The sequence below is a fragment of the Paraburkholderia sediminicola genome (assembly GCF_046026895.1).
Classification (GTDB): Bacteria; Pseudomonadota; Gammaproteobacteria; order Burkholderiales; family Burkholderiaceae; genus Paraburkholderia; species Paraburkholderia sediminicola_C.
In genome coordinates this window covers 20651-41816 of record NZ_JAQQEU010000063.1, presented here as the reverse complement: position 1 = coordinate 41816, position 21166 = coordinate 20651, and the positions used below count along the sequence as shown (strand labels likewise).

Sequence of the window (21166 nt, the reverse complement as noted above, 5' to 3'; positions counted from 1 at the left end):
GCCCACCAGTTGTTGCCGCCGTCCTTCGGTTGGCATGCCCACGTCAAAGCTTGTTGCGTGGTAATTGCCGGTGCTCCTGTGGCCGAGAAGAAAACAATGAATTGATGCAGCAGCTTCTCCGGCCGCCGCAACTTGTAGCCCAGCGAGCGGCGCAAGCTCAGATACTCAGCCAGCGCACCATGTAATTCGCTCATGACGCACCTCCTGGCCACGCGCGGGCGAGCAGGCGCAACCCCTCCCGGTCGACCTTGGCATAGATTGCCGTGGTCATCAGGCGACGATGGCGCAGCACCTGGGCGACCTCGGGAAGCGATACACCCGCACACACCATCTGGGTTGCAAGTGTGTGACGCAGTCGATGGGCACTCACGTCAGCGAGGCCCGCGCGTGACGCCGCGGCGCCCACCGCTTCTGTGACACCGGCGGATGAAAGCGCACGGTGAGGGGCTCGCGTACGCACGAACACGGTACGGCCCTGTGCGGTATCGGGTCGGCCACGTTGCAGATACGCTGCCAATGCCTGGCCGACATCCGCAGGCAACGGAAGGCGTTCGATGTAATGGCCTTTGCCTCTCACCATGAGTTCGCCCGCGCGCCAGTCGATGTCGTCAAGATTGAGCATACGCACCTCTCCGGCACGCAAGCCCAGACGCGCGAGCAACATCAGCATCGCGTAATCGCGACGGCCGCTACCGGTCCGCCGATCGCAGGCCGCCAGCAAGCTTTGCACATCGCCCGCCTCCAGTGCGCGCGGCAACCCCGCCTGGCGCCAGCCAGCAACGGAGGGGACTACCTTGTCCAGCGGCTGCGCGATGAGACCTTCGATATGCAAGTATGTCAACAACGAGCGCAGTGCCGTTACAGAGAGCTTCGCTGAACCGATAGACCGGCCGTGGCCGGCGGCAAGCACAAATTCAAACACGTGCTTCGGCCGCAAGTTCGTCCAATCGAGTTCGCCATCGACGACTCTCTTCGCGACAAACGGACGCACCATGTCGACATATCCACGAGCGCTAGTCGGCACAAGCCCGCGCACATCGAGCAGGTATTGGCGATAGCGCGAGAGCAGTACTTCGCTGGGACTCAGCGCCGCTTGAACGCTCGCCACCTCGATCCCAATGCTTCTGAGGTAGCTGACCAGCGGGGCCAATGCCTTGGTTGATAGCCACAACGTGTAGCCTTGCGCGCGTCGCGCATCCAGGAATTCGTCGAGGACCGAGGCGGTGAGAGTCGTTGCATCCAGTCGTCTGCAAGCAAGCCACCGGCTCAGATGTGCAAGAACCTGCAGCTGATTCGCCGCGGCATTGGGACGGTAGCCTTGCTTGCTTAACTCGGCGGCGAAGCCATCTGCAAATGAGGTGAGCGGTCCGGCAATACGGACCCGAGATGGATGTGACATGAGTTGCCTCCTTCTCCCAGTGGGGAGAAGAAAGCATCGCTCAACTGACCAGGATTATGCCGATGCCTACAGCGGGTTCGCGACCAGCAGCGCCGCATCGCAGGCGACTGTCGGAATAATCCGGAGATCGGCGTAATGGAACCAGCACCGCTGGTTGTGACGTGTTTAGCGCGACAGAGCCCGGCAAGACGCCCACGCTGGATGGGCTTTCCTAAAGATATCGAATGCTATTTGCCTGTGCAACATTGCACCAATGGCGTGCTGTGACGCGAAATGGTGCGCAGCCGGTGCATCCGCAGGTCGTTCACATTGCTCCTTTTGCTCTGCGTGAAATGTGAGTGATCCCACTTCGATTTGGGGGGTCCGCAAGGATCGAGGAACCCGCACGTATTGTCCGGCGCAAACTGGCATAGCCGTTGCTTAATAAGCCACGCTGGGTTCGCCGTACGCGACGAGCATCAAACAGCACTCCCGTTGTCCGAGACAAAGGCGTCTTGGATAACACCGGCCAAAAAGGTCCGACATCAGCGCGTCTGATGCCGGACCTTTTTCGTTTGCGATCCCATTATTGTCGGAGTTGGAAGCAATGAAAAGACGTACATTTTCCGCAGTCGGTTCGGGCTCTGCTATCAGTGTTGTGCCCCAGCTTGGGCGTGTTCTGCTCGCTACGCTCAGCGCGTTCGGGTTCGCTCACTCCGCTTCCGCGGCGCCGCTGCAACCCATCGAATTTTCAGAAGCCGTACATAACCTCGGTTACATCGACCTCTACGTTGCACAGCACGCGAAGCTGTTCGAGAAGCACGGGCTGACCATACACCTGAGCGCAGCCGGTGGGGACACGCAGGCTTTCGCCGCGGTGCTCGGCAAGACCGCGCAGTTTGCCGTCGGCGATCCGACCATGGTGGAGATGTCTCGCGAGCGCGGCGGACCGGGCATGGTCGTCGGGACGCTGGTGCAGCGTGCTCATTACTTTGGCGTATCGAAGACCGTGGCGCGTATCACCGATCCCAAAGCCTTCAAGGGGTTGACCTTAGTCACGTCGCCTGATCCGAATACCGAGTACAGCGTCACGAAGAAACTGCTGCAGGACAATGGCCTGAAAGTCGGCACGGACGCGAAGATCGTCGAAGTCACCCCAGGCACGGAAATCGGTGCCATGCTGGCGGGTCGTGCCGACATCGCGTTCGCGCAGCAGCCGATGGTGGCGGCTGCAATGGCGCAAGGGGCGAAAGTGGTATTCGACTTCTCAAGTTACATGGGTCCGTTCTGCAATACGGGGATCATGGTGCTGCCCGAGTATGCCAAGGCCCATCCCGAGGTCGTGCAGTCGCTCGTGGACGCGCTGGAAGAAGCCGCGCGTCTTACGTATGCCAAGCCCGACTATGCGAAGGAGGTTGCCCGTGCGGAGTTCCCGGACCTGCCGCCCGACGTGGTGAACAAGGCAATCGACATGGAGTTGCAGTACAAGATCCCGGCGCAGACGCTGCCGGTCGACCGGCAGCAGTGGGACAAGCTGATATCAATGCAGAAGTACCTGGGCAACGTACAAGGGACGCTGGCCTATAGCGACGTGATCGACAACACCTTTTCTAACAAGGCCGCCAAGACCGCTGCGGCGGGCGCGGGCGTAACGGTGGCGGTGTCCAAATGAATGTAGCGGGCGCAGGAGTGCCTGCGGCGCAGGCGGGGGGGACCGCCCCCCCGCACGCCCCGCTGGTTGCGCGCGGGGTCGGCAAATCGTATGGCGAAGATGAAGGCGAGTTGAATCAGGTCATCGGCGACATTTCCTTCAGCCTGCGCGCTGGAGAAATTGTCAGCCTGGTGGGCCCGTCCGGTTGCGGCAAGACCACGCTGCTGAACCTGATGAGCGGTCTTACGCAGCCGACGCGCGGCGCGGTGCTGTGGCACGGTCAGGCGCTGGGCGACGTCCCCAAGGGCATCGGCTACATGTTGCAGAAGGACATGCTGATGCCGTGGCGCAACGTGTTGGCCAACGTCACGCTTGGCCTCGAACTGACCGGGATGTCGCGCGCGCATCGCGAGAAAAAGGCGCATGCGATGCTCGGCAAGGTCGGACTTGCTCCGTACTACAACTACTACCCGTCGGCTTTATCGGGCGGCATGCGTGCGCGCGTTGCACTTGCGCGCACGCTGGTGACCGACCCCGAAGTGATGCTGCTCGACGAGCCGTTCGCCGCGCTCGATTTCCAGACGAAACTGGTGCTGGAAAGCGACATGGCCCGGCTAGTCAGGGGTCAGGGTCGCTCGGTTCTGCTGATCACACACGACGTCGAGGAGGCGGTCTCGTTGTCGGACCGTGTGATCGTCCTCACCCACCGTCCGTCCCGCATCAAGGCCATCCACGAGGTCCACCTGGATTGCGACCGCAACGACATGATGGCCGCCCGCGACGCTGCGGGCTTCACCGCCCACGTACGCGAGATCTGGTCTCAGCTCGACGTGCGTATGGGCGAACGTTGAAAAGGAACCCGCGTGCAAGAAACCCGCTCTCCGGCACCCCCGTATGCCCCGGCATCCCTCAAATGGCGCAGGCTGATTCGCCGCTGCCGCGGCAAGCTCGTCGTGGCTGCCTGCCAACTCGCGCTACTCGCCGCACTGCTCGCCCTGTGGCAAGTTGCGACGTCGAGTCAGGCGCTGGCCTTCCTGTTCGGTTCGCCCAGCCAGATCTGGAGTTACCTGGTAAAGATGCAGCAGGACGGCAGTCTCGTACACGACGCCGGCGTGACTGGCATGGAAACGCTGCTCGGATTTCTGCTCGGCAATGTCATCGGCACCGTGCTCGGATTGTCGCTATGGTATTCACGCTTCGTCTCGAAGGTCATGCAGCCGTTCATCGTTGCGCTGGGCTCGATTCCGATCGTCGCACTCGCGCCTATCGTGATCATCTGGTTCGGTACCGGGCTGGGGTCGAAACTCGCCATGTCGACGTTGTCCGTCGTGGTGGTGGCGCTGGTCACCGCGTACAAGGGGGCGACCAGCGTCGATGACGATCAGATCAATCAGATGCGCACGCTCGGCGCGACCAAGCCGCAGACTTTCCGCAAGCTGGTGATCCCCGCCTCGCTGCGCGACATCTTCGCGGGCTTCAGGCTCACGGTCGGCTTTGCGTTGATTGGTGCCATTGTGGGCGAATTCATGTCGTCAGACGATGGGCTCGGCCATGCGATCTTCAAGGCCGGTAGCCTCTACATCATTCCCAAGGTATTCGCCGGCGTGGTGGTGACCATCGCGCTCGCGCTCTTCCTGTCGTTTCTCGTCGGTCGGCTAGAGCGCTTCCTCATGCCCTGGCACAAGTTCGATTGATTTAAGCCATCCGCCGCGACGTTGCCGGCCGGAGGCATTTAGCAACCCCCGAAGGAGTAGGCAGCATCCTATGAGCACACTATCCACACCTCACCAGATCATCCGTAAGGATGACCTGAAGTACGCACTGACGGCTAGCGATGGTTTCATTGCCGAAGTCTCGCCGGGCGAGACCTTCGAGGTCGAAACCGAATTGAACATCGGCGGCCACCTGATTACGCAGCTCGACGAAAAGCTGGACGAGTCGAAAGTGAAGCTCCCGTTCGTCAATCCGGCCACCGGGCCTGTGCGCCTGCGCGGCGCGAAGCCTGGCGATATGGTCGTGATCGACGTCCTTGAAGTTGGCGTGCACGGCCTCGGTTATACCGCGCTGTGGCCGGGCATCGGGATTTTTCCGGATTGGGTCCGTAAGAAGGAATTCGGCATCCAGAATCGCAACGTCGTCGTCGAAAATGGCATCGTTCACTGGAGCGACTCGCTCAAGCTGGAAGCCAAGCCGATGATCGGCGTGATCGGCGTGGCCCCGGTGGCGGGCGGCACGCTCACCGTCGACAACGGTACCCACGGTGGCAACCTGGACATCCAGGAAGTCACGAACGGCAATCGCATTATGTTTCCGGTGTTCCATGAAGGCGCGTACCTGTATTTCGGCGACGTGCACGCATTGCAGGGCGACGCCGAGTGCAACGGCATGGGCGCGATCGAAATTCGTGGCCACCTGAAGCTCAAGGTCGATCTCGTCCGCGCGCCGAGCCGCATGACCTGGCCGCGCATCGAGACGCCGACGCACATCTGTACCGTCGGCTGCGCGCGGCCGCTCGACGACGCGCTGCGTATCGCGTTCGAGGAAATGGTCTATTGGCTGGAAGAAGGCTACGGCATTTCCGGTGCCGAAGCCTACATGCTGCTCGGCCAGATCGCGGAAGCGCGCTGTACCCAGATGGTGAATCCGAAATACACCTATATCTGCAAGGTCGACAAAAAGTACTTGCCCAAGCGTTGAGGGAACGGCATCGGGCCGCGGATTCTGTGCGAGGCTGACCGGCACCGTCACAAGGCATCGAGACCGGACTGCCCGGTCACGATGCTGGCACCGGTCGGTGCGGGCATGGTGAACATTCCGTGGCCGACGACGCGGTCGGTAATCGCGCAAATCATTTATTGATTTCGAAGAAAGAGGAAAGAAGGCCAATGCCGATTTATCCCTATCGTTGTGAAACCTGTGGCACGTTCTCCGTCATGCGTCCTGTCGCTGAACGCGACGCGACCTGTGCTTGCCCAACATGTAGCGCTATCGCACAGCGCATGCTGGCCATGCCTGCGCTGGCATTGATGTCGTCGTCCGGGAGTGCCGAACGCCGAGTCAACGAACGCGCGGTGTACACGCATCAGCATGGCTCGGGGTGCGGCTGCGGGTCGCGCGCACTGTCAAGCACCGAATCGTTGGTAAGCTGAATGGAGTCGCCGCGCGTGCCTTCGAGCGCCCGGCCCAAAACACGGCGCTGCCCACTGTCCGGAGCGGCGGGCAGCGGAGTGACGCGATGGACTTTAACCATTCATTTCCGACCGGATCCTCAACCCACAAAGACCAGGCGAACCTATTGAGCCATTTGAACCTCCAGTTGGCGCAGGCACTGCTCGCACGCGCCGTCGATAAAGTGCGCCAGCAATTTGGCAAGCCGGTGTGCATTTCCGTGTGTGATAGCCACGGCTTCCTCATTGCATTTTTCCGGATGGACGATGCTCCCGTGCGCAGCATTCAGTTAGCGCACCAGAAGGCTTACACGTCTACCCGTCTGGGTGTGACAACGGAGGCATTCCATGCGCGGCTGCGCCGCGAGGAAATTCCCATCAGCTATTTCTGCGATCCATTGTTGACTGCGTTGCCCGGCGGTGCGGTGCTAAGCGACGCGCAGGGCACCGTGATCGGGGCGATCGGTATCAGTGGCCTCACGCCGGCCGAAGATCAGGCTCTCGCCGACGAACTTGCCCGCTTCGGGACTCCATGCAGCTTGCAGGGCGACGCGCCATGAGGTATGCGCGGGTAATCTTTTTGCAGTGTTGTATCGTGCTTTAACAAGAGAACAATCAATGAAACGGTTTAACGTTTATGTGACACGCATGATCTCGCAAGAGACAATTGACGATCTGCGGCAGTTTCACGACGTCGAGGTCAATCCACATGATCGGGCACTCACGCGGGATGAACTGCTGAAAGCAGTACAGGGTCGGGACGCCGTGATCACCCTACTGACCGACACAATCGACGGCGAAGTGCTCGATGCCGCCGGCCCGCAATGCAAGATCTTCGCGAACTACGCGGTAGGCTTCAACAACTTCGACCTGCAGGCGGCGACCCAACGCGGCATGATCATGACCAATACGCCGGGTGTGCTTGACGACGCCACGGCAACCCATGCATGGGCGCTATTGCTTGCGACGGCACGGCGCATCTCTGAGTCCGAACGCTTCGTGCGTGCGGACAAGTGGCAGGGATGGGCGCCGATGGCATTTATCGGCCAGGACGTCGACAACAAGACTCTGGGTGTCGCAGGCATGGGTCGGATCGGATCGAAATTTCCGCGCAAGGCGGCCGCCTTCGACATGAAGGTGATCTACACCGACGCACAGCGCAATCCCGAAATCGAACGTCAGGTCGGCGCGACATTCGTCGACAAGGAAACGCTCCTGCGCGAGTCGGATTATCTGTCGTTGCACCTGCCGCTTCTGCCGGAAACGCAGCATTACATCGGCGCGGCTGAGCTTGCGAAGATGAAGCGCACAGCCATCCTGATCAATGCAGCCCGCGGTCCGCTGGTCGATGAAAAGGCACTGGTTGCCGCGCTGCGCGACCAGGTAATTTGGGGGGCCGGCCTCGACGTGTTCGAGCGCGAACCCGAACTCGAGCCAGGATTGAGCAGCCTGGATAACGTGCTTGTCGTACCGCACATCGCTTCCGCGACGATTGAGACGCGACTTGCGATGGGTAAGATCGCGACGGAAAACGTCATCAGCGTTCTGAAAGGCGAGAAGCCGCAGACCTGTATCAACCCCGAAGTATTGCGCTCCGCGGAGTAATAGCTTGTCGCCGCTGTCAACGATTCAAGAAGAACTCATTGAAGAGGAAGTTATGGCAAAAGTTGGATTCATCGGTCTGGGTGTCATGGGTGCGCCGATGGCCGCCAATCTGCAGCAAGGCGGCCATCAACTCTTTGTGCATGATCGGAACCCCGCGCCGTCGGGTTTGATCGAGAATGGCGCGACGCTCTGCGAGTCCGGCAACGCGGTGGCACAGCAAGCCGACATTGTTATCCTGATGGTGCCCGATACCCCACACGTGGAGTCAGTGCTCTTTGGGGAAAACGGCGTAGCAAGCGGACTCCGTGCGAACCAGATCGTGGTCGACATGAGTTCGATTTCGCCGATTGCGACGAAGGAGTTCGCCAGAAAGATCAACGAACTCGGATGCCAGTATCTCGATGCTCCGGTATCGGGTGGCGAAGTGGGTGCGAAGGCCGCGTCGCTGACGATCATGGTCGGCGGGTCGCAGGCGGTGTTCGACAAGGTCAAGCCTTTGTTTGAACTGATGGGCAAGAACATCACGCTCGTCGGCGGTAACGGCGATGGCCAGACCACCAAGGTGGCGAATCAGATCATCGTCGCCCTGAATATTCAGGCGGTGTCAGAAGCGTTGCTCTTTGCCTCGAAGGCTGGCGCGGATCCGGTGAAAGTGCGCCAGGCACTGATGGGCGGATTCGCAGCGTCGCGGATTCTTGAAGTGCACGGCGAGCGGATGATCAAGCGGACATTTGATCCGGGCTTCCGCATCGAGCTGCACCAGAAGGACCTCAACCTCGCCTTGCAGGGCGCCAAGGCGCTTGGCGTTTCCTTGCCTCATACTGCGTCCGCGCAGGAACTGATGAACGCTTGCGCCGCGAACGGCATGAGCAAGCTCGACCACTCGGCTCTGTGCAGGGCAATCGAATTGCTATCCAGCCACGAAATCGCCAGCAACTAATCGCTACCTATTGTTGTGAATGGACGCGACTGGGCTGGCCATACGCTGCCCAGCGTTTCCAGACAAAATAGGCTTTCTCATCCAGCTTTTCACCATTGCGATAGAACTCGCGACTACTGTATTGCGCGTGTTGATCGTATGTGCATCGTATTGATACATGGAGGTTCGTCTCATGAGTTCAGAAGTCGGCAAGATCGCATTGATCACTGGAGCAGGCAGCGGTATCGGACGCGCCACCGCTCGCAAGCTGTTTCAGCACGGCTACCGTGTGGTACTCGCTGGACGAAACAAAGCACCCCTCGAGGCGCTAGCCGACGAGGCGCAGCAACTCGGCCAAGAGGCACTTGCTGTTCCCACCGACGTCACCGACGCCGCTAGTGTCGCCGCCCTCTTCGACGCGATACGACAACGCTACAACCGCCTCGATCTTCTCTTCAACAATGCCGGCCGCGGCGCACCGGCCGTCGATATCGACGAACTCAGCCTGGACGACTGGCACGCCGTCGTGAACACGAATCTGACGGGTGCCTTCCTCTGCACGCGCGCTGCCGTCGCGCTGATGAAAACGCAACTGCCGCGCGGCGGACGTATCATCAACAACGGCTCGATCTCCGCGCACGCACCACGTCCGAACAGTATCGCCTATACGGCCACCAAGCACGCGATCACCGGCCTGACCAAATCGACATCACTTGACGGACGCAAGTACGACATCGCCTGCGGACAGATCGACATCGGCAACGCTCTCACCGACCTCGCGGCACGCATGGCAAAGGGAGTGCCACAGGCCAACGGCGAAATTGCCGTCGAACCGCTGATGGATGTCGAGCACGTCGCTGGCGCGGTCCTTTATATGGCCGATTTGCCACTCGATGCGAACGTGCAGTTCATGACCGTTATGGCTAGCAAGATGCCGTTTGTCGGGCGTGGATAGCAAAGAGACAACGGCCGCGGGCGCGTGGCGCGGGCCTGTGTCTGCGGCGTGAGCTTGCGCAGGGGAGACGATTCTTGTGGGCTAAAGAGTCAGCGTTTCGTGCGCCTTGACGATCTCGCTTGCTACCACCTCGATCTGCTCGCGCTTGAGCATCGCCTTTGAGCGTAGCAACTGATACGCGTGTTCTTCCGATACGCCGCGCCTTTCCATCACGAGTTGCGTGGCCTGCTGGATCACCCGAACGCTCGCTTGCTTCTTCTCGAGCCGTTCAATGTATCGATCGCGCATTCGCAAAGCCTGACATTGCGTCAACGCCACCGCAATCGCGGTCATCAATCCGAATGAGCGCACCGGCGACGGTATCACCGCCAGCGCGTTCAGGCGCAGCACCGCTTCGACGGTGATCGGATCTTCGGAGGTCACCACCGGAATCACAGGAGGCGACATGCTGGTTCCGAGCCACGGGAAATTGACCGAGCGGGTTTCGGCGCGCAGCGCCATCAGCACTAGCCCGGTTCCGAAGGGCAAGCTGTCGAGTGTCGGCCAGCAGACCTCCACGTCGCACCCAATGCGGTGGAGTTGCGCGAGAAGCTCGTCGCCATCCTGATCCTGTGGATGAATCACAACAACTTTCAGTGAGCGCAAATCGCGCAGGATCGCTAAGGTATCCGCGGTCCACTTCATCGTTCCGCCCTTGCATGTAAGCACGCGCGACCCGTGTCTGCGGGCCGCTCCGGCGCGCTGCACAATATGACGCCGGGATCGGTATTCAGCAGTACGCGTCGCAGAGTCAGTGAAGCAAGACTCGCAGCCTCGTCTGCGGGCCCGACCTCGACTGGGTTGAATGCATCGTCGGGGCCCGGAGGAAGCATGTGCAAATTCGCATTGTGTTCAGCGTTCAAGATCGCGCCCCTCTTCAGGAGAGAGTGAAACAGTCGTTGAACAAAGGTGGCGGTCAAACAGGTTCTGACTGTGCGGCCATTGCATACGTATTGAGGAGAAGCCGACCACCGTACGGCGATAAACGGTCCTGCCGGGCCACCGCACGATCGCGTACCCGTCGTATGAGTTGCTTTGGATAGGGATCCAGCTATGAAGAACATGTGACACGATGGTTCCTTGAAGGCGCCAACGAGGAAATCGGTCGGGCGGGCATCCAGAAGCGCCATGTCGGGGGGCCGAACCGCGAGCTTCCCGCTGATGTAACAGCGAGGGTGTAGCGATGAGAGAAGATTAGGCCGAGCCCGAGGGCGAATCTACTCTACGGTTGGATATCCCAATGCCGCATTAGGGTACCCCGCTTATACGGACGTATAAGCACCGCGAGGGGTGAACGCTGACGATTGATCGCCCGTCTCAGTAGATATCAGGACGGCGGCCCCGCAATACGTGATTGAACGCGTTCAATTATCGATGCCGAATGCGCGCCACCTATCGCCCGCAGATTCGCCATCGAGAGTGATACCGGCAGCGGGTCGCCGCGCCGGTTGAGCGGCCGGTAGTCAGAAGGGAATAAATTCTTTCATTATCGCCAAGGCCCCTTGTTTTTTTCGAATCGACCTGCGTGACGCAGCTTCTCGGCACTTAGAGCTGCACCCCGCGCGTGAGCGCGCCATCCACTACCAGATTCGCCCCACTCACGAAGCTCGCCGCCGGGCTCGCGACGAACGCGACCGCGTTCGCGATCTCCTGCGGGCGCGCCATGCGTCCGCTGGGATTCAACGCGAGTGCTTCCGCGAACAGCTTCGGATCGTTATGTTCGATGTGATCCCACACTCCACCTTCGAAATAGACGTTGCCCGGCGACACGGCGTTTGCCCGGATGCCCTTCGGCGCGAGGTGGTACGCGAGACCTTGCATGTAGTGGATCAGCGCCGCTTTGAAGGTCCCGTAAGGGCCGGCGGCAAAGTCGATTTCACGGCCGGACACACTCGATATCGCGATGATCGAGGCGGCCTTGCTCGCTTCGAGAAAAGGCATCGCGGCGTCGACCAGGTTGACCGTACCCATCAAGTCGGTTTCGAACTCCTTGCGCCACGATCCGAGATCGTTGCCGATCGACAGCGCGCTCACATTGGCGACGACGATGTCGATGCCGCCCAGTTGCGCGGCAGCGTCACGTGTCCAGGCCTGTAACGCCGGACCATCCGAAACGTCGACCGAGGCGCCGCACACCTTGACAGCGCCACCCGTGACCTGCACGATGCCGGCCACCGTCTGTTCCACGGTGGCACCATCACGGGCGCAAAGCGCGACGTCCGCGCCTTCGGCTGCCAGCGTTTGCGCAATGGCGCGGCCGATACCCTTGGTGCCACCGGTTACAAGTGCCTTCAGGCCTTTGAGTTTCAAATCCATGGCGGTGTCTCCCTAGTTAGCCGGTGCGAGATATTTCTTGCTGATCGCCGCGCCGACCGAATACTTCGGATCGACGAAATTGCCCAGCCGCACCTTGCCGCACTGGCTGAGCATCATGTAGGCATCCCAGCGGTCGAAGCCGTATTCCTTTTCCATCCACAGCACCAGTTCGTGGTACGCGATGCGCGTCGCGTCTTCAAGCGGGCGCGCGCTGCCGATCGCCATCAGCAACTCATCGGTTTCGAGGCGCGGCCATTCGATGTGCCAGCCCTTGATCAGATCGACGTGGATCGTGGTCGTGCTGGAGTATTCGACGGCGGTGCCGCACACTTCGCCGTCGCCCTGGCAGGCGTGCGCGTCACCGATAAAGAGCCGCGCACCGGCGGAGCGCACTGGCAGATAAGTGATGCTGCCCGGACCCATGTCGGGCACGTCCATATTGCCGCCGTGGTTGTCCGGTGTGAGCGAATTGATCGAGTCGATTTCCGGCGACAGGCTCAGTGTGCCGATATGCGGCTTGTACGGCAGCGTGACGCGCTTGCTCCAGTAGACGCCTTCTTCGTCCACGTCGATCTTGCGGGTGATCTCGGGCAGCGGCTCATTGAGCGTTGCGGTGTATTCCGTGCCGGTCAGCGCGCCGAAGCGCGGAATCAGGCAGCAGGTGCCGCGCGGATTGTCGCCGCGCGGCAACATCGATTCGATGTACACCGCCACCACGTCGCCCTTCTCCGCGCCTTCGATCATGACGGGTCCGCTTTGCGGATTCAGAAACGGCACCCGCAGCTTCTGACTCGGCAGATCCTGCTCCGTGAGAATCTTGCCGTCAAATGCATCGCGTGTCTGAACCACAACTCGGTCGCCCGGGGCAATGTTCATCACCGGTGTGGAGTACGGTCCGATGGTGTAGTGAAATACGCCCTGACGGGATTCGCTGAGTTCATGCGTTTCGCGGACTTGGCCGCGTGCGACGCCGCGCGTGTGCATGATCGATTGCTCAAGCCAGTTCATCCTGTGTTCCTGCTCAAATGTGGGTTATCGAAATGAATGGGCGCAATGCTGACGTCGCATCACACTGAAATTAGTGCTCTGACGTTATTGGCTTCCATCTGGTCCCCATGCCCCGCCGACACGACCTGGCCGCGTACCAACACGACATAGTCGTCGGCCACCGCCTGCGCGAAATCGAAAAATTGTTCTACCAGCAGGATCGACAGCGATCCTTTCAGCGAACGGATCACCGCCTCGATCTCCATCACGATCGACGGCTGGATGCCCTCGGTCGGTTCATCGAGAATCAGCAGCTTGGGATTGGTCAGAAGCGCCCGGCCAATCGCAAGCTGCTGCTGCTGTCCGCCGGACAGATTGCCTGCAATGCGCCGACGCATCGTCTTGAGCACTGGAAAGGTATGAAAGACATCGTCAAAGGAAAATTGCTTGCCCTTGGCGGTCTGATTGCGTTCGCCCGCGTAAGCGCCGATGCGCAGGTTTTCTTCGACGCTGAGTTGCGGAAAAATCTCGCGTCCTTGCGGTACGTAGCCGAGACCCGCGAGCACGCGTCGATGTGACGGCGTGCGCGTCAGCGGCTGGCCCGCCAGTTCGATTTCACCGCCTTTGACCGGCAGCAATCCGACGAGGCACTTCAGCAAGGTCGTCTTGCCGACGCCGTTTCGGCCGAGTACGACAGTGCAGGCGCCTTCGGCCACGTTCAGCGACACGTCGCGCAACGTGTGGCTGCTGCCGTAAAACTGATTGAGTGCGGAAATCTTCAGCATGTTCACCGTCCGAGATAAACCTGAATCACGCGTGGATCGTTGCGCACCCTCTCCATCGATCCCTCGCCGAGCAACTGCCCTTCATGCAACACGCTGACGAGGTCCGCGATCTCGCCGACAAAATCCATGTCGTGCTCGATCACCACCACCGCCCGCTCGGGCGACTTGAGCCGCGCGATCAATTCGGCGGTGCGTGCAGTTTCGTGATCGGTCATGCCGGCAACCGGTTCGTCGAGCAGAATCACTTGCGGATCGGCGACAAGCAGCATGCCGATTTCGAGCCACTGCTTCTGGCCGTGCGACAGCGTGCCGGCCATCCGCTGCCCTTCATGCGCGAGACCGATCGTCTCGAGCACTTCGTCGATGCGCCGGTTCTGTTGTGCGCCGAGGCGCGAGCGAACCATTTCCGCATAGCCGCGACCGTTGCGAATCGCCAGTTCGAGGTTTTCGCGAACCCGCAACGCTTCGAACACGCTCGGCTTCTGGAACTTGCGGCCGATGCCCAGGCGAGCGATGGACGTTTCGTCGAGCGTCGCGAGGTTCGTGACCTTGTTCAGAAAGACCTCGCCGCCGGACGGCCGGGTCTTTCCCGTGATGACGTCCATCAAGGTCGTCTTGCCCGCACCGTTCGGACCGATGATGGCGCGGATCTCGCCGTAACGGAACTCCATCGACAGATTGGTGATCGCCGCGAAGCCGGAAAACGTGACAGACAGGCCGCTGATGTAGATGGCCGTGGCCGGTTGTGGGTGGTTCATTGGCCGCCTCCCTTGCTTTCGCTGCCGGCGGCCTTGAGCGTGCCCCACACGCCGTTGCTGAAATAGACAACGATCACGAGCGTGACGGCGGCAAGAATGAACGGCCACACCGCCGGCAGTTGCGCGGTCAGCCAGAACTTGAGTCCGTTGACCACGATCGCGCCGACGATTGCGCCGATCAGGGTGCCGCGCCCACCGATGGCCACCCACACGGCAATCTCAACCGACAGTTGCGGTGAAACGATAGTCGGGTTGACGATGCCGACCTGCGGCACGTACAGCATTCCGGCAAACGCCGCGAGGACCGCCGACAGACACCATGCGAAGAGCTTCAGCGTATGCGTGCGGTAGCCGAGAAAGCGCATCCGCGCTTCGTCGTCGCGCACCGCGATTAGCGCCCGGCCAAAACTGGAGCGCGCGAGAAAGCGCACACCGACATAGGCCACCACCAGCAGCAGGCACGAACACACCGCGAGGCCGATCTGTGTGGACGTATCGGCAAGCTTGCGGCCCGCGAGGCTCGTGAAGCCGGTCATGCCGTTGTTGCCGCCGAGGCCCACGTCGTTGATGAACAACAGCAGCATCAGCGCATACGTGAGCGCCTGCGTGATGATCGACAGATACACGCCGTTGATGCGCGAGCGGAACGTGACGAAGCCGAACGCGCCGGCGACCAGCGCGGTGACGACGATCGTGGCGAGAATCGTCACATCGAGCCGCGAGAGCATCTTCCATACGGCGGGAAAGTCGCTTGCACCCATGTATTGCATGAAATCCGGCAATACGTGCGTTTCGGCGTAGGCGCCGTTCAACAGATAGATGGCCATCATATAGCCGCCTATGCCGAAGAAGATGCCGTGCCCGAGGCTCAGGATGCCCGCATAACCCCAGACCAGATCGAGCGCCAGCGCGAGCAGCGCGAAACACATGATCTGTCCGATCAGGTTGATGCCGAACAGCGACAGATGCAGCGCATTCGACTCCGGAATCACAAAATACGCAAAAGGCAGATAGAGCGCCACCAGGACCAGCACCGGGACAATGCCGACCTCCACGGTCTGGCCCACCCATTTGGTTGCGAATGCCGACAGGGTGAATCTCCTGCCGGTACGCGGATCGGGAAACGTGTTCATACGCGGGTCTTCAATGCAAAGAGTCCTTGCGGGCGCTTCTGGATGATCAGCACGATGAGCAGAAGCACGGCCACCTTGGCGGCAACTGCACCGTAGAACGGTTCGATAAACTGGTTGATTTCGCCGAGCGCGAGCGACGAGACGACTGTCCCGGCGAGACTGCCCGCACCGCCTAATACCACCACCATGAAAGAGTCGACCACGAAGCCCGTGCCCATCGACGGATTGACGCTGGCGATCTGCGTCAACACTACGCCGGCCAGTCCCGCGAGGCCCGCACCCAGACCGAACGCGATGCGATCGACACGCTCGGCGGGCACGCCGAGGCAGCGCGCCATGTCGCGCAGCTGCGTGGTGGCGCGCATCAGCAATCCGAGCTTCGTGAAGCGGACCACGGCAAAAGTCGCGGCGAAGATCAACACGGCGAGCACGATCGCAAACACGCGGTTGTAGGTCACGAAAAAGCCGGGCGCGACCTGCATGCCGCCGTTGAGAAAACCGGGCGTGATGAACTCGACGTTCTGCGAGCCGAACATCACCTGAATCAGCTTGATCAACGCGATGCTGACCGCCCACGTGGCAAGCAGGGTCTCCAGCGGCCGGCGATACAGAAACCGGATGACGAAGAATTCCAGCAACATGCCGCACGCTGAGCAGATCACGAACGCCACGGGAATCGCAACGAAAATGTAGGCGTCGAACCAGCCCGGCAGGTAGGCCTGCATGAAACGTTCGACGAGATACGTCGCGTACGCGCCGATCATGATGAATTCGCCATGCGCGAGATTGATCACGCCCATCAGGCCGAACACGATCGACAGGCCGAGCGCAGTCAGCAACAACACGCCGGCATAGCTCAAGCCGCTAAACAGAATCGACAAGCCTTTGCCGAGCGACAGCCACGTGTCCATGTGGCGAATCGCGTCTTGCACGGCAGCCAGCACGTCGGGATCCGAACGCACAGAATCCTGCGCCGCAAAGTTCGCCAGCGCGGTTCGCGCGGTTTCGCTCGGCACCTCGGCCACAGCCTTGATCGCCGCCAGGCGGTCAGCCTTCACATTGCTGCTCAGACCGCGCTTAGCCAGAGCCAGCGTGAGAATGGTCGCGATATCCGGGTCATGCTGCGCCTTGACCGCACGGGCGACGACAGCGGGATCGAGCAATGCATAGAACTTGTCGACTTGCCGCGCAGCCGTCGCGCGAGTGTCCCGCTGCGGCGAGAACAAGTCCATTTCCGCCGACGCCACCGCGAGCCTGCGCATCATCACGATGCTCGGCACATAGGGCGAATCCGCCGGCGCGTCGGCGCGCGGTTGGAGGGTTGTGGCGTCGAGCGCAGGATTTCCCTGCAGTGTCGCCTGACCGTCGGCGCGGCACATCAGCGCGCCGTTACGAATCGCATCGACGATCTGACGCGCCCACGCACGCTCACGCGTGTCGTCCGACACGCCGGTTTCGACAAGTTGCTCTAGTGCAGCGGCCTTATCGCCGTTCGTCGAGCAGAACGACGTGAGCATCGCAGCGCGGCCCGGCGCGGCGCTTGCGGTAGTGGCCCAGGCAAGCGCCAGACAAGCGATCGCGAAAAAGATCTGCCTGAAATTGATCATGGGTGTTTCCATTCGATCCCGCTACGGGACCGGCATCCTTGCGTATGCCGATCCCACAACTGCTGACTATGCGACAGGGACGGTCAAGCCTTGCCGATGAACGGGCTGAACGCTACCGGCTTCTCGATGTCTTTCGACTTCCACAAAATGTCGAAGCCCTGTGTCGCGTTGATCGATCCGATCATGTCGCCACGCCACAAGTACTGCGTGGAAGCATCCATCTTCACCGTGTAGCCTGCCGGATCGACCATCGACTGACCTGCGAGCGCCTTGCGCACCGCGTCCGTGCTGGTGGAGTGCGCTTTCGTGGCAGCCTGCGCCCACAGATTGATACCGAGGTAGGTCGACACCATCGGGTCGATCACCATGTCCGGCCGATGCTTCAGGTTATGCGCGCTGACGTAGTTCTTCCAGTCGCCCTTGAACTGGCGGTTCTGCGGTGTATCGACGTTCTGGAAGTAGCACCAGCAACTGAGGTGGCCGACCAGCGGCTTCGTATCGAGACCCTCCAGATCGCTGTCGACCACATCCAGGCCAAGAATTGGAATATCGGTTGCGCGCACGCCCTGATTGATCGCTTCCTTGAACATTGCCGGAATCGAATCGCCCACCACGGTCATCACGACGATAGCCTGGCCGCCCGGTTGCGCGGCGAAGTCCTTGATGTCGCGCACGATGGTCTGGAAGTTCGACTGTCCGAATGGAACGTAATGTTCGCGCCATGCCGAGTCCGGAACGTTCTTGGTCTTCAGATAGCCCTTGAGCATCTTGTTGATCGTGCGTGGCCAGACGTAGTCGCTGCCGATCATATAGAAGCGCTTGGCGCCGCCGCCCTGGTCACTCATCAGGTAATCGATCGCCGGGAGCACCGAGCTGCTCGGCGGCGAATTCAGATAGACAACGTTCTTCGACTGCTCTTCGCCTTCGAAGTGAAGCGGATAGAACAGCAAACTGTCCTGCGACTCGACCACGGGCAACACGGACTTGCGCGACACCGACGTCCAGCAGCCGAACAGCGCCGCGCATTGATCGCGCAGGATCAGTTGCTTCGAGAGCTGCGCATACATGGGCCAATCCGACGCCGGATCGACGACGACGCCCTGAAGCTTGCGCCCGAGCACGCCGCCCTTGGCGTTGATCTGATCGATCGTCATCAGTGCCGTATCTTTTAGCAGCGACTCGCCGTTGGCCATCGTGCCCGATTGCGAAAACAGCAAGCCGAGCTTGATCGGATCGCTGGGTCCCGCGGCAAACGCAGCTTTAGGTAGCGCAGTGCCCGCAGCGGTCACCAATCCGGAACCGACTGCCGACAGGAAGGTACGTCTTTTCATTTGCTTCACTCCGACATGGATTAGAAATCGCAAACGCAAAAAGCCCGAAACCAGACAAGCTGGTTTCGGGCTTTTTTGGCCGGTGCCGCTCAAGACGCCTTTGTCTCGAACAGCGAAAAGAATGCTGTGGGTCCCCGTTATGTACGGCGGGTCAGCATGCTTCTATAAGCAATGGCTATGCCAGATTCTTCAGCCGGCCGGGATACATGCCGCAAAAACCCTTTGGTGAAAGCGAATGCGAAATGATCAGTTGCGTTCCGGTCAAAGCCGCAGGCATCATAAATAAAAGCAGTCTGCGCGGTTCACTGGCTCAGCGCCGCACAAAGACAGTGCGCGTGCGCACCAGCCGCGTGCCACACGCACAAACAGCGTACTCCCCAAACGTAGCGACCATCGGTTTTGACGAATGACTCGTATTAATGCCGGCCGTATCTCGGACCCAATCAGAATTGGCGTCCTGTATTCACGCTCAGGCGTAACCTCGGCTGCGGAGCTCACTCAACTGCAAGCCACCATGCTTGCGACGGAGGAGATCAATCGCGCAGGCGGCGTGTCTGGCCGCGAGATCGAACTCGTCTGTCTAGATCCGCAATGCCAGCCGCGGCGTTATGCCGACCTCGCCGAACAACTGATTCTCGAACACCGGGTTCGGGTCATCGTCGGCTGTTATATGTCCAGCACGCGCAAGGCGGTCATTCCGATTGTCGAACGGCACAACGCGCTGCTCTTCTATGCGACGCCGTATGAAGGCTTCGAATACAGCCGCAATGTAATCTACACTGGCGCAGCGCCCAATCAGAACACCCTGCCGCTCGCCGGTTTCATGCTCACGCAGTTCGGCTCACGCGTGAGCATGATCGGTTCAGACTACGTGTGCCCATACGAGTCGAATCGCGTGATGAGCGATCTGATCCTCGAACGCGGCGGAGAAAAGGTGGACGAAACTTACCTGTCGCTCGATGCGCCGTGGGAAAGTTATCTGGATGCCGCAGAGCGGATCAAGCAACTCGCACCCGACTTCATTTTCTCCACGGTAGTGGGCGAAGGCATTCCCCATCTGTACCGTGCGTTTGCGCAGGTCGGGCTCGATCCGTACCGCACGCCTATCGCCAGCCACATGACCAGTGAAGCCGAAATCGCGGTAATGGGAAACGACCTCGCACAAGGACACATCACCTCAGCCGCGTACTTCCAGAGTGTGGATACAGCCGCAAACCTCGGCGCCGTCGCCCGCTATCAGGCTCGCTTCGGCGACGATCAGCCGACCAACATGTGCTGGGAAGCCTCCTATTTCCAGATGCATCTGCTCGCGGATGCGATCCGCCGCGTCGGCTCCGACGACCCGACGCTATTGCTGCGCGTGTTGCCCGGACTCGAATTCGACGCGCCGCAAGGCCGCGTGCGTATCGACGAGCACAATAACCACACATACCTGCATCCGTTGATCGGCCGGGTCGACGCGCATGGCCGTTTCGATATCATCGAGCGCGCGCCTGAACGCGTGAAGGCGGATCCCTACGTCGTCTCTCACAGCACGCCAGCGTGGACCGCGCACGCGCATCCTGAGCTCGCGCGCGCGGGAGCGGATCGATGAAGCGGACCGCGCAGACGCCGGCGATCCTGCGCGACCTGCGTTCGCTGAAAGTCGTCGTGATTCATCCGCTGGATCAGGATGGCGAAGAGTTGCTCGCGCAGCTTCAGCGCATCGGTTGCGACGTGGAGGTATGTTGGCCGCGCCTCGATAGCCTGCCTTGCGACACCGGCCTCGTCGTCATGGCGATGCGTCCTGAGACGCTGTCAGTCGATTATCCGTGGCTCGGAACCAGTACGTCACCGCCGGTAATTCCGGTTGTGACCTACGAAAATCCAATCACCATCGAAGCGGTGCTGCGGTTGAATGCGTTCGCTACGATCCCGTCGCCGGTCCGCTCGTTTGGGTTATTGACCGCCATCGCCGTCGCGCTCACGCAATTCAAGGCATCCCGCGCACGTGAGCGATACATCGAGCGGCTTGAGCAGAAGCAGGCGAAGGTTCGGGTGATCCAGCACGCCACGCGGATCGTAATGGACTCGCGCGGCATGTCTGAAGAAGATGCGTATCAGCTGCTGCGCTCACAGGCCATGCTCAAACGCGAACAGATCGAGACGGTGGCGGGCGACATCGTCAGGGCACACGAAACCCTGAGTTTCTAGCCTCGGCGCGCTGGCGTCGCGCAGGCGCAATTGAGTTTGGACGCGACGGATGGGTGATGCTTTGAGGGCTTCTATTTCGAAAATTCGTCCGTTAGGGAAACGAAATGACGGCGTTTCGGAAAGTGACGGCATGGGCGAGGTTGACATTCAACCGTGCCGCGCACGAGCCCATGACTCAGGCGTTGCTCCTACAGGCGTATGCCAGTCTGGACGGGTTTCGTCGAGGATATGGTTCACACGAGCAGCCGGAGAATCCCGGTCGACAATTGCTCGTCGCCGAGGAGCTCTGTCACCTCCGGAACCACGCTCACCTCTTGCCTGACATCGAGGCCGCATGCCCTG

Annotated in this window: 20 protein-coding genes and 1 pseudogene; 11 read left to right on the top strand and 10 right to left on the bottom strand. The window is 60.5% G+C overall.

The window, feature by feature from the left end; genetic code table 11:
• A pseudogene (locus tag PQR02_RS30605) lies at positions 1 to 194 on the bottom strand (tyrosine-type recombinase/integrase); the annotation flags it as partial.
• Complete coding sequence (locus tag PQR02_RS30600; RefSeq protein ID WP_408240459.1) at positions 191 to 1150, bottom strand: site-specific integrase; 960 nt, start codon at positions 1148 to 1150, stop codon at positions 191 to 193. The gene PQR02_RS30600 and the pseudogene PQR02_RS30605, both read right to left, overlap by 4 nt.
• An 835-nt stretch (positions 1151 to 1985) precedes the next feature.
• On the opposite strand from PQR02_RS30600, the gene PQR02_RS30595 reads away from it, so the two are divergent.
• From PQR02_RS30595 to PQR02_RS30555, 9 genes are all read left to right on the top strand, one after another.
• Complete coding sequence (locus PQR02_RS30595) at positions 1986 to 3050, top strand: ABC transporter substrate-binding protein (protein WP_408240469.1); 1065 nt, start codon at positions 1986 to 1988, stop codon at positions 3048 to 3050.
• Positions 3047 to 3880, top strand: coding sequence for an ABC transporter ATP-binding protein (locus PQR02_RS30590; protein ID WP_408240456.1), 834 nt, complete (start codon positions 3047 to 3049; stop codon positions 3878 to 3880). Before PQR02_RS30595 ends, PQR02_RS30590 begins: the two co-directional genes overlap by 4 nt.
• Positions 3881 to 3892: 12 nt before the next feature.
• Positions 3893 to 4723 carry an ABC transporter permease gene (locus PQR02_RS30585; protein ID WP_408240453.1) on the top strand — a complete coding sequence of 277 codons (831 nt, stop codon included), beginning with the start codon at positions 3893 to 3895 and terminating at the stop codon, positions 4721 to 4723.
• 70 nt (positions 4724 to 4793) lie between these two features.
• The gene (locus PQR02_RS30580; protein WP_408240450.1) at positions 4794 to 5726 is read left to right on the top strand and encodes an acetamidase/formamidase family protein; all 933 of its coding nucleotides are present in this window, start codon (positions 4794 to 4796) and stop codon (positions 5724 to 5726) included.
• Positions 5727 to 5914: 188 nt separating this feature from the next.
• On the top strand, positions 5915 to 6178 hold the full coding sequence (locus PQR02_RS30575) for an FmdB family zinc ribbon protein (protein ID WP_408240466.1): 264 nt from the start codon (positions 5915 to 5917) through the stop codon (positions 6176 to 6178).
• Positions 6179 to 6264: 86 nt separating this feature from the next.
• On the top strand, positions 6265 to 6756 hold the full coding sequence (locus PQR02_RS30570; RefSeq protein ID WP_408240447.1) for a GlcG/HbpS family heme-binding protein: 492 nt from the start codon (positions 6265 to 6267) through the stop codon (positions 6754 to 6756).
• A 25-nt stretch (positions 6757 to 6781) separates the two neighbouring features.
• Complete coding sequence (locus tag PQR02_RS30565; RefSeq protein ID WP_408240444.1) at positions 6782 to 7801, top strand: 2-hydroxyacid dehydrogenase; 1020 nt, start codon at positions 6782 to 6784, stop codon at positions 7799 to 7801.
• A gap of 52 nt (positions 7802 to 7853) precedes the next feature.
• A complete protein-coding gene (glxR, locus tag PQR02_RS30560) occupies positions 7854 to 8741 on the top strand; it encodes a 2-hydroxy-3-oxopropionate reductase (protein WP_317015134.1) in 888 nt (295 codons plus the stop codon).
• A gap of 172 nt (positions 8742 to 8913) precedes the next feature.
• Positions 8914 to 9675 (top strand): SDR family oxidoreductase, encoded by a 762-nt coding sequence (locus tag PQR02_RS30555; protein WP_408240441.1) that lies wholly within the window; start codon positions 8914 to 8916, stop codon positions 9673 to 9675.
• 81 nt (positions 9676 to 9756) lie between these two features.
• Here the strand turns inward: PQR02_RS30555 and PQR02_RS30550 are convergent, their stop codons facing one another.
• The 8 genes from PQR02_RS30550 to PQR02_RS30515 all read right to left on the bottom strand — a co-directional run bounded on the left by PQR02_RS30550 (position 9757) and on the right by PQR02_RS30515 (position 18631).
• On the bottom strand, positions 9757 to 10359 hold the full coding sequence (locus PQR02_RS30550; RefSeq protein ID WP_408240438.1) for an ANTAR domain-containing response regulator: 603 nt from the start codon (positions 10357 to 10359) through the stop codon (positions 9757 to 9759).
• A gap of 900 nt (positions 10360 to 11259) precedes the next feature.
• Positions 11260 to 12030, bottom strand: coding sequence for an SDR family NAD(P)-dependent oxidoreductase (locus PQR02_RS30545; protein ID WP_408240435.1), 771 nt, complete (start codon positions 12028 to 12030; stop codon positions 11260 to 11262).
• A 12-nt stretch (positions 12031 to 12042) separates the two neighbouring features.
• Complete coding sequence (locus PQR02_RS30540) at positions 12043 to 13038, bottom strand: acetamidase/formamidase family protein (RefSeq protein WP_408240432.1); 996 nt, start codon at positions 13036 to 13038, stop codon at positions 12043 to 12045.
• A 59-nt stretch (positions 13039 to 13097) separates the two neighbouring features.
• A complete protein-coding gene (urtE, locus tag PQR02_RS30535; RefSeq protein WP_408240430.1) occupies positions 13098 to 13802 on the bottom strand; it encodes an urea ABC transporter ATP-binding subunit UrtE in 705 nt (234 codons plus the stop codon).
• Positions 13803 to 13804: 2 nt separating this feature from the next.
• Positions 13805 to 14560 carry an urea ABC transporter ATP-binding protein UrtD gene (gene urtD, locus PQR02_RS30530; RefSeq protein WP_408240428.1) on the bottom strand — a complete coding sequence of 252 codons (756 nt, stop codon included), beginning with the start codon at positions 14558 to 14560 and terminating at the stop codon, positions 13805 to 13807.
• A complete protein-coding gene (gene urtC / locus PQR02_RS30525; protein WP_408240425.1) occupies positions 14557 to 15693 on the bottom strand; it encodes an urea ABC transporter permease subunit UrtC in 1137 nt (378 codons plus the stop codon). Before urtC ends, urtD begins: the two co-directional genes overlap by 4 nt.
• Positions 15690 to 17300 carry an urea ABC transporter permease subunit UrtB gene (urtB, locus tag PQR02_RS30520; protein ID WP_408240422.1) on the bottom strand — a complete coding sequence of 537 codons (1611 nt, stop codon included), beginning with the start codon at positions 17298 to 17300 and terminating at the stop codon, positions 15690 to 15692. Before urtB ends, urtC begins: the two co-directional genes overlap by 4 nt.
• An 83-nt stretch (positions 17301 to 17383) precedes the next feature.
• Positions 17384 to 18631, bottom strand: a complete 1248-nt coding sequence (locus tag PQR02_RS30515; RefSeq protein WP_408240419.1) for an urea ABC transporter substrate-binding protein — start codon at positions 18629 to 18631, stop codon at positions 17384 to 17386.
• A gap of 430 nt (positions 18632 to 19061) precedes the next feature.
• Here PQR02_RS30515 and PQR02_RS30510 point away from each other — a divergent pair, with 430 nt between their 5' ends.
• Together PQR02_RS30510 and PQR02_RS30505 are read left to right on the top strand one after the other, a co-directional pair.
• A complete protein-coding gene (locus tag PQR02_RS30510) occupies positions 19062 to 20225 on the top strand; it encodes a transporter substrate-binding domain-containing protein (protein ID WP_408240462.1) in 1164 nt (387 codons plus the stop codon).
• Positions 20222 to 20824 (top strand): ANTAR domain-containing response regulator, encoded by a 603-nt coding sequence (locus tag PQR02_RS30505; protein WP_408240416.1) that lies wholly within the window; start codon positions 20222 to 20224, stop codon positions 20822 to 20824. The genes PQR02_RS30510 and PQR02_RS30505 overlap by 4 nt, the downstream gene beginning before the upstream one ends.
• Positions 20825 to 21166: the final 342 nt, after the last annotated feature.

What these genes read in the sequence shown, in the direction of transcription:
- PQR02_RS30595 (WP_408240469.1), top strand. Translation starts at nt 1,986, where the DNA reads ATGAAAAGACGTACATTTTCCGCAGTCGGTTCGGGCTCTGCTATCAGT.
- PQR02_RS30590 (WP_408240456.1), top strand. Translation starts at nt 3,047, where the DNA reads ATGAATGTAGCGGGCGCAGGAGTGCCTGCGGCGCAGGCGGGGGGGACC.
- PQR02_RS30580 (WP_408240450.1), top strand. Translation starts at nt 4,794, where the DNA reads ATGAGCACACTATCCACACCTCACCAGATCATCCGTAAGGATGACCTG.
- PQR02_RS30575 (WP_408240466.1), top strand. Translation starts at nt 5,915, where the DNA reads ATGCCGATTTATCCCTATCGTTGTGAAACCTGTGGCACGTTCTCCGTC.
- PQR02_RS30570 (WP_408240447.1), top strand. Translation starts at nt 6,265, where the DNA reads ATGGACTTTAACCATTCATTTCCGACCGGATCCTCAACCCACAAAGAC.
- glxR (WP_317015134.1), top strand. Translation starts at nt 7,854, where the DNA reads ATGGCAAAAGTTGGATTCATCGGTCTGGGTGTCATGGGTGCGCCGATG.
- PQR02_RS30555 (WP_408240441.1), top strand. Translation starts at nt 8,914, where the DNA reads ATGAGTTCAGAAGTCGGCAAGATCGCATTGATCACTGGAGCAGGCAGC.
- PQR02_RS30550 (WP_408240438.1), bottom strand. Translation starts at nt 10,359, where the DNA reads ATGAAGTGGACCGCGGATACCTTAGCGATCCTGCGCGATTTGCGCTCA.
- PQR02_RS30545 (WP_408240435.1), bottom strand. Translation starts at nt 12,030, where the DNA reads ATGGATTTGAAACTCAAAGGCCTGAAGGCACTTGTAACCGGTGGCACC.
- PQR02_RS30540 (WP_408240432.1), bottom strand. Translation starts at nt 13,038, where the DNA reads ATGAACTGGCTTGAGCAATCGATCATGCACACGCGCGGCGTCGCACGC.
- urtE (WP_408240430.1), bottom strand. Translation starts at nt 13,802, where the DNA reads ATGCTGAAGATTTCCGCACTCAATCAGTTTTACGGCAGCAGCCACACG.
- urtD (WP_408240428.1), bottom strand. Translation starts at nt 14,560, where the DNA reads ATGAACCACCCACAACCGGCCACGGCCATCTACATCAGCGGCCTGTCT.
- urtC (WP_408240425.1), bottom strand. Translation starts at nt 15,693, where the DNA reads ATGAACACGTTTCCCGATCCGCGTACCGGCAGGAGATTCACCCTGTCG.
- urtB (WP_408240422.1), bottom strand. Translation starts at nt 17,300, where the DNA reads ATGATCAATTTCAGGCAGATCTTTTTCGCGATCGCTTGTCTGGCGCTT.
- PQR02_RS30515 (WP_408240419.1), bottom strand. Translation starts at nt 18,631, where the DNA reads ATGAAAAGACGTACCTTCCTGTCGGCAGTCGGTTCCGGATTGGTGACC.
- PQR02_RS30505 (WP_408240416.1), top strand. Translation starts at nt 20,222, where the DNA reads ATGAAGCGGACCGCGCAGACGCCGGCGATCCTGCGCGACCTGCGTTCG.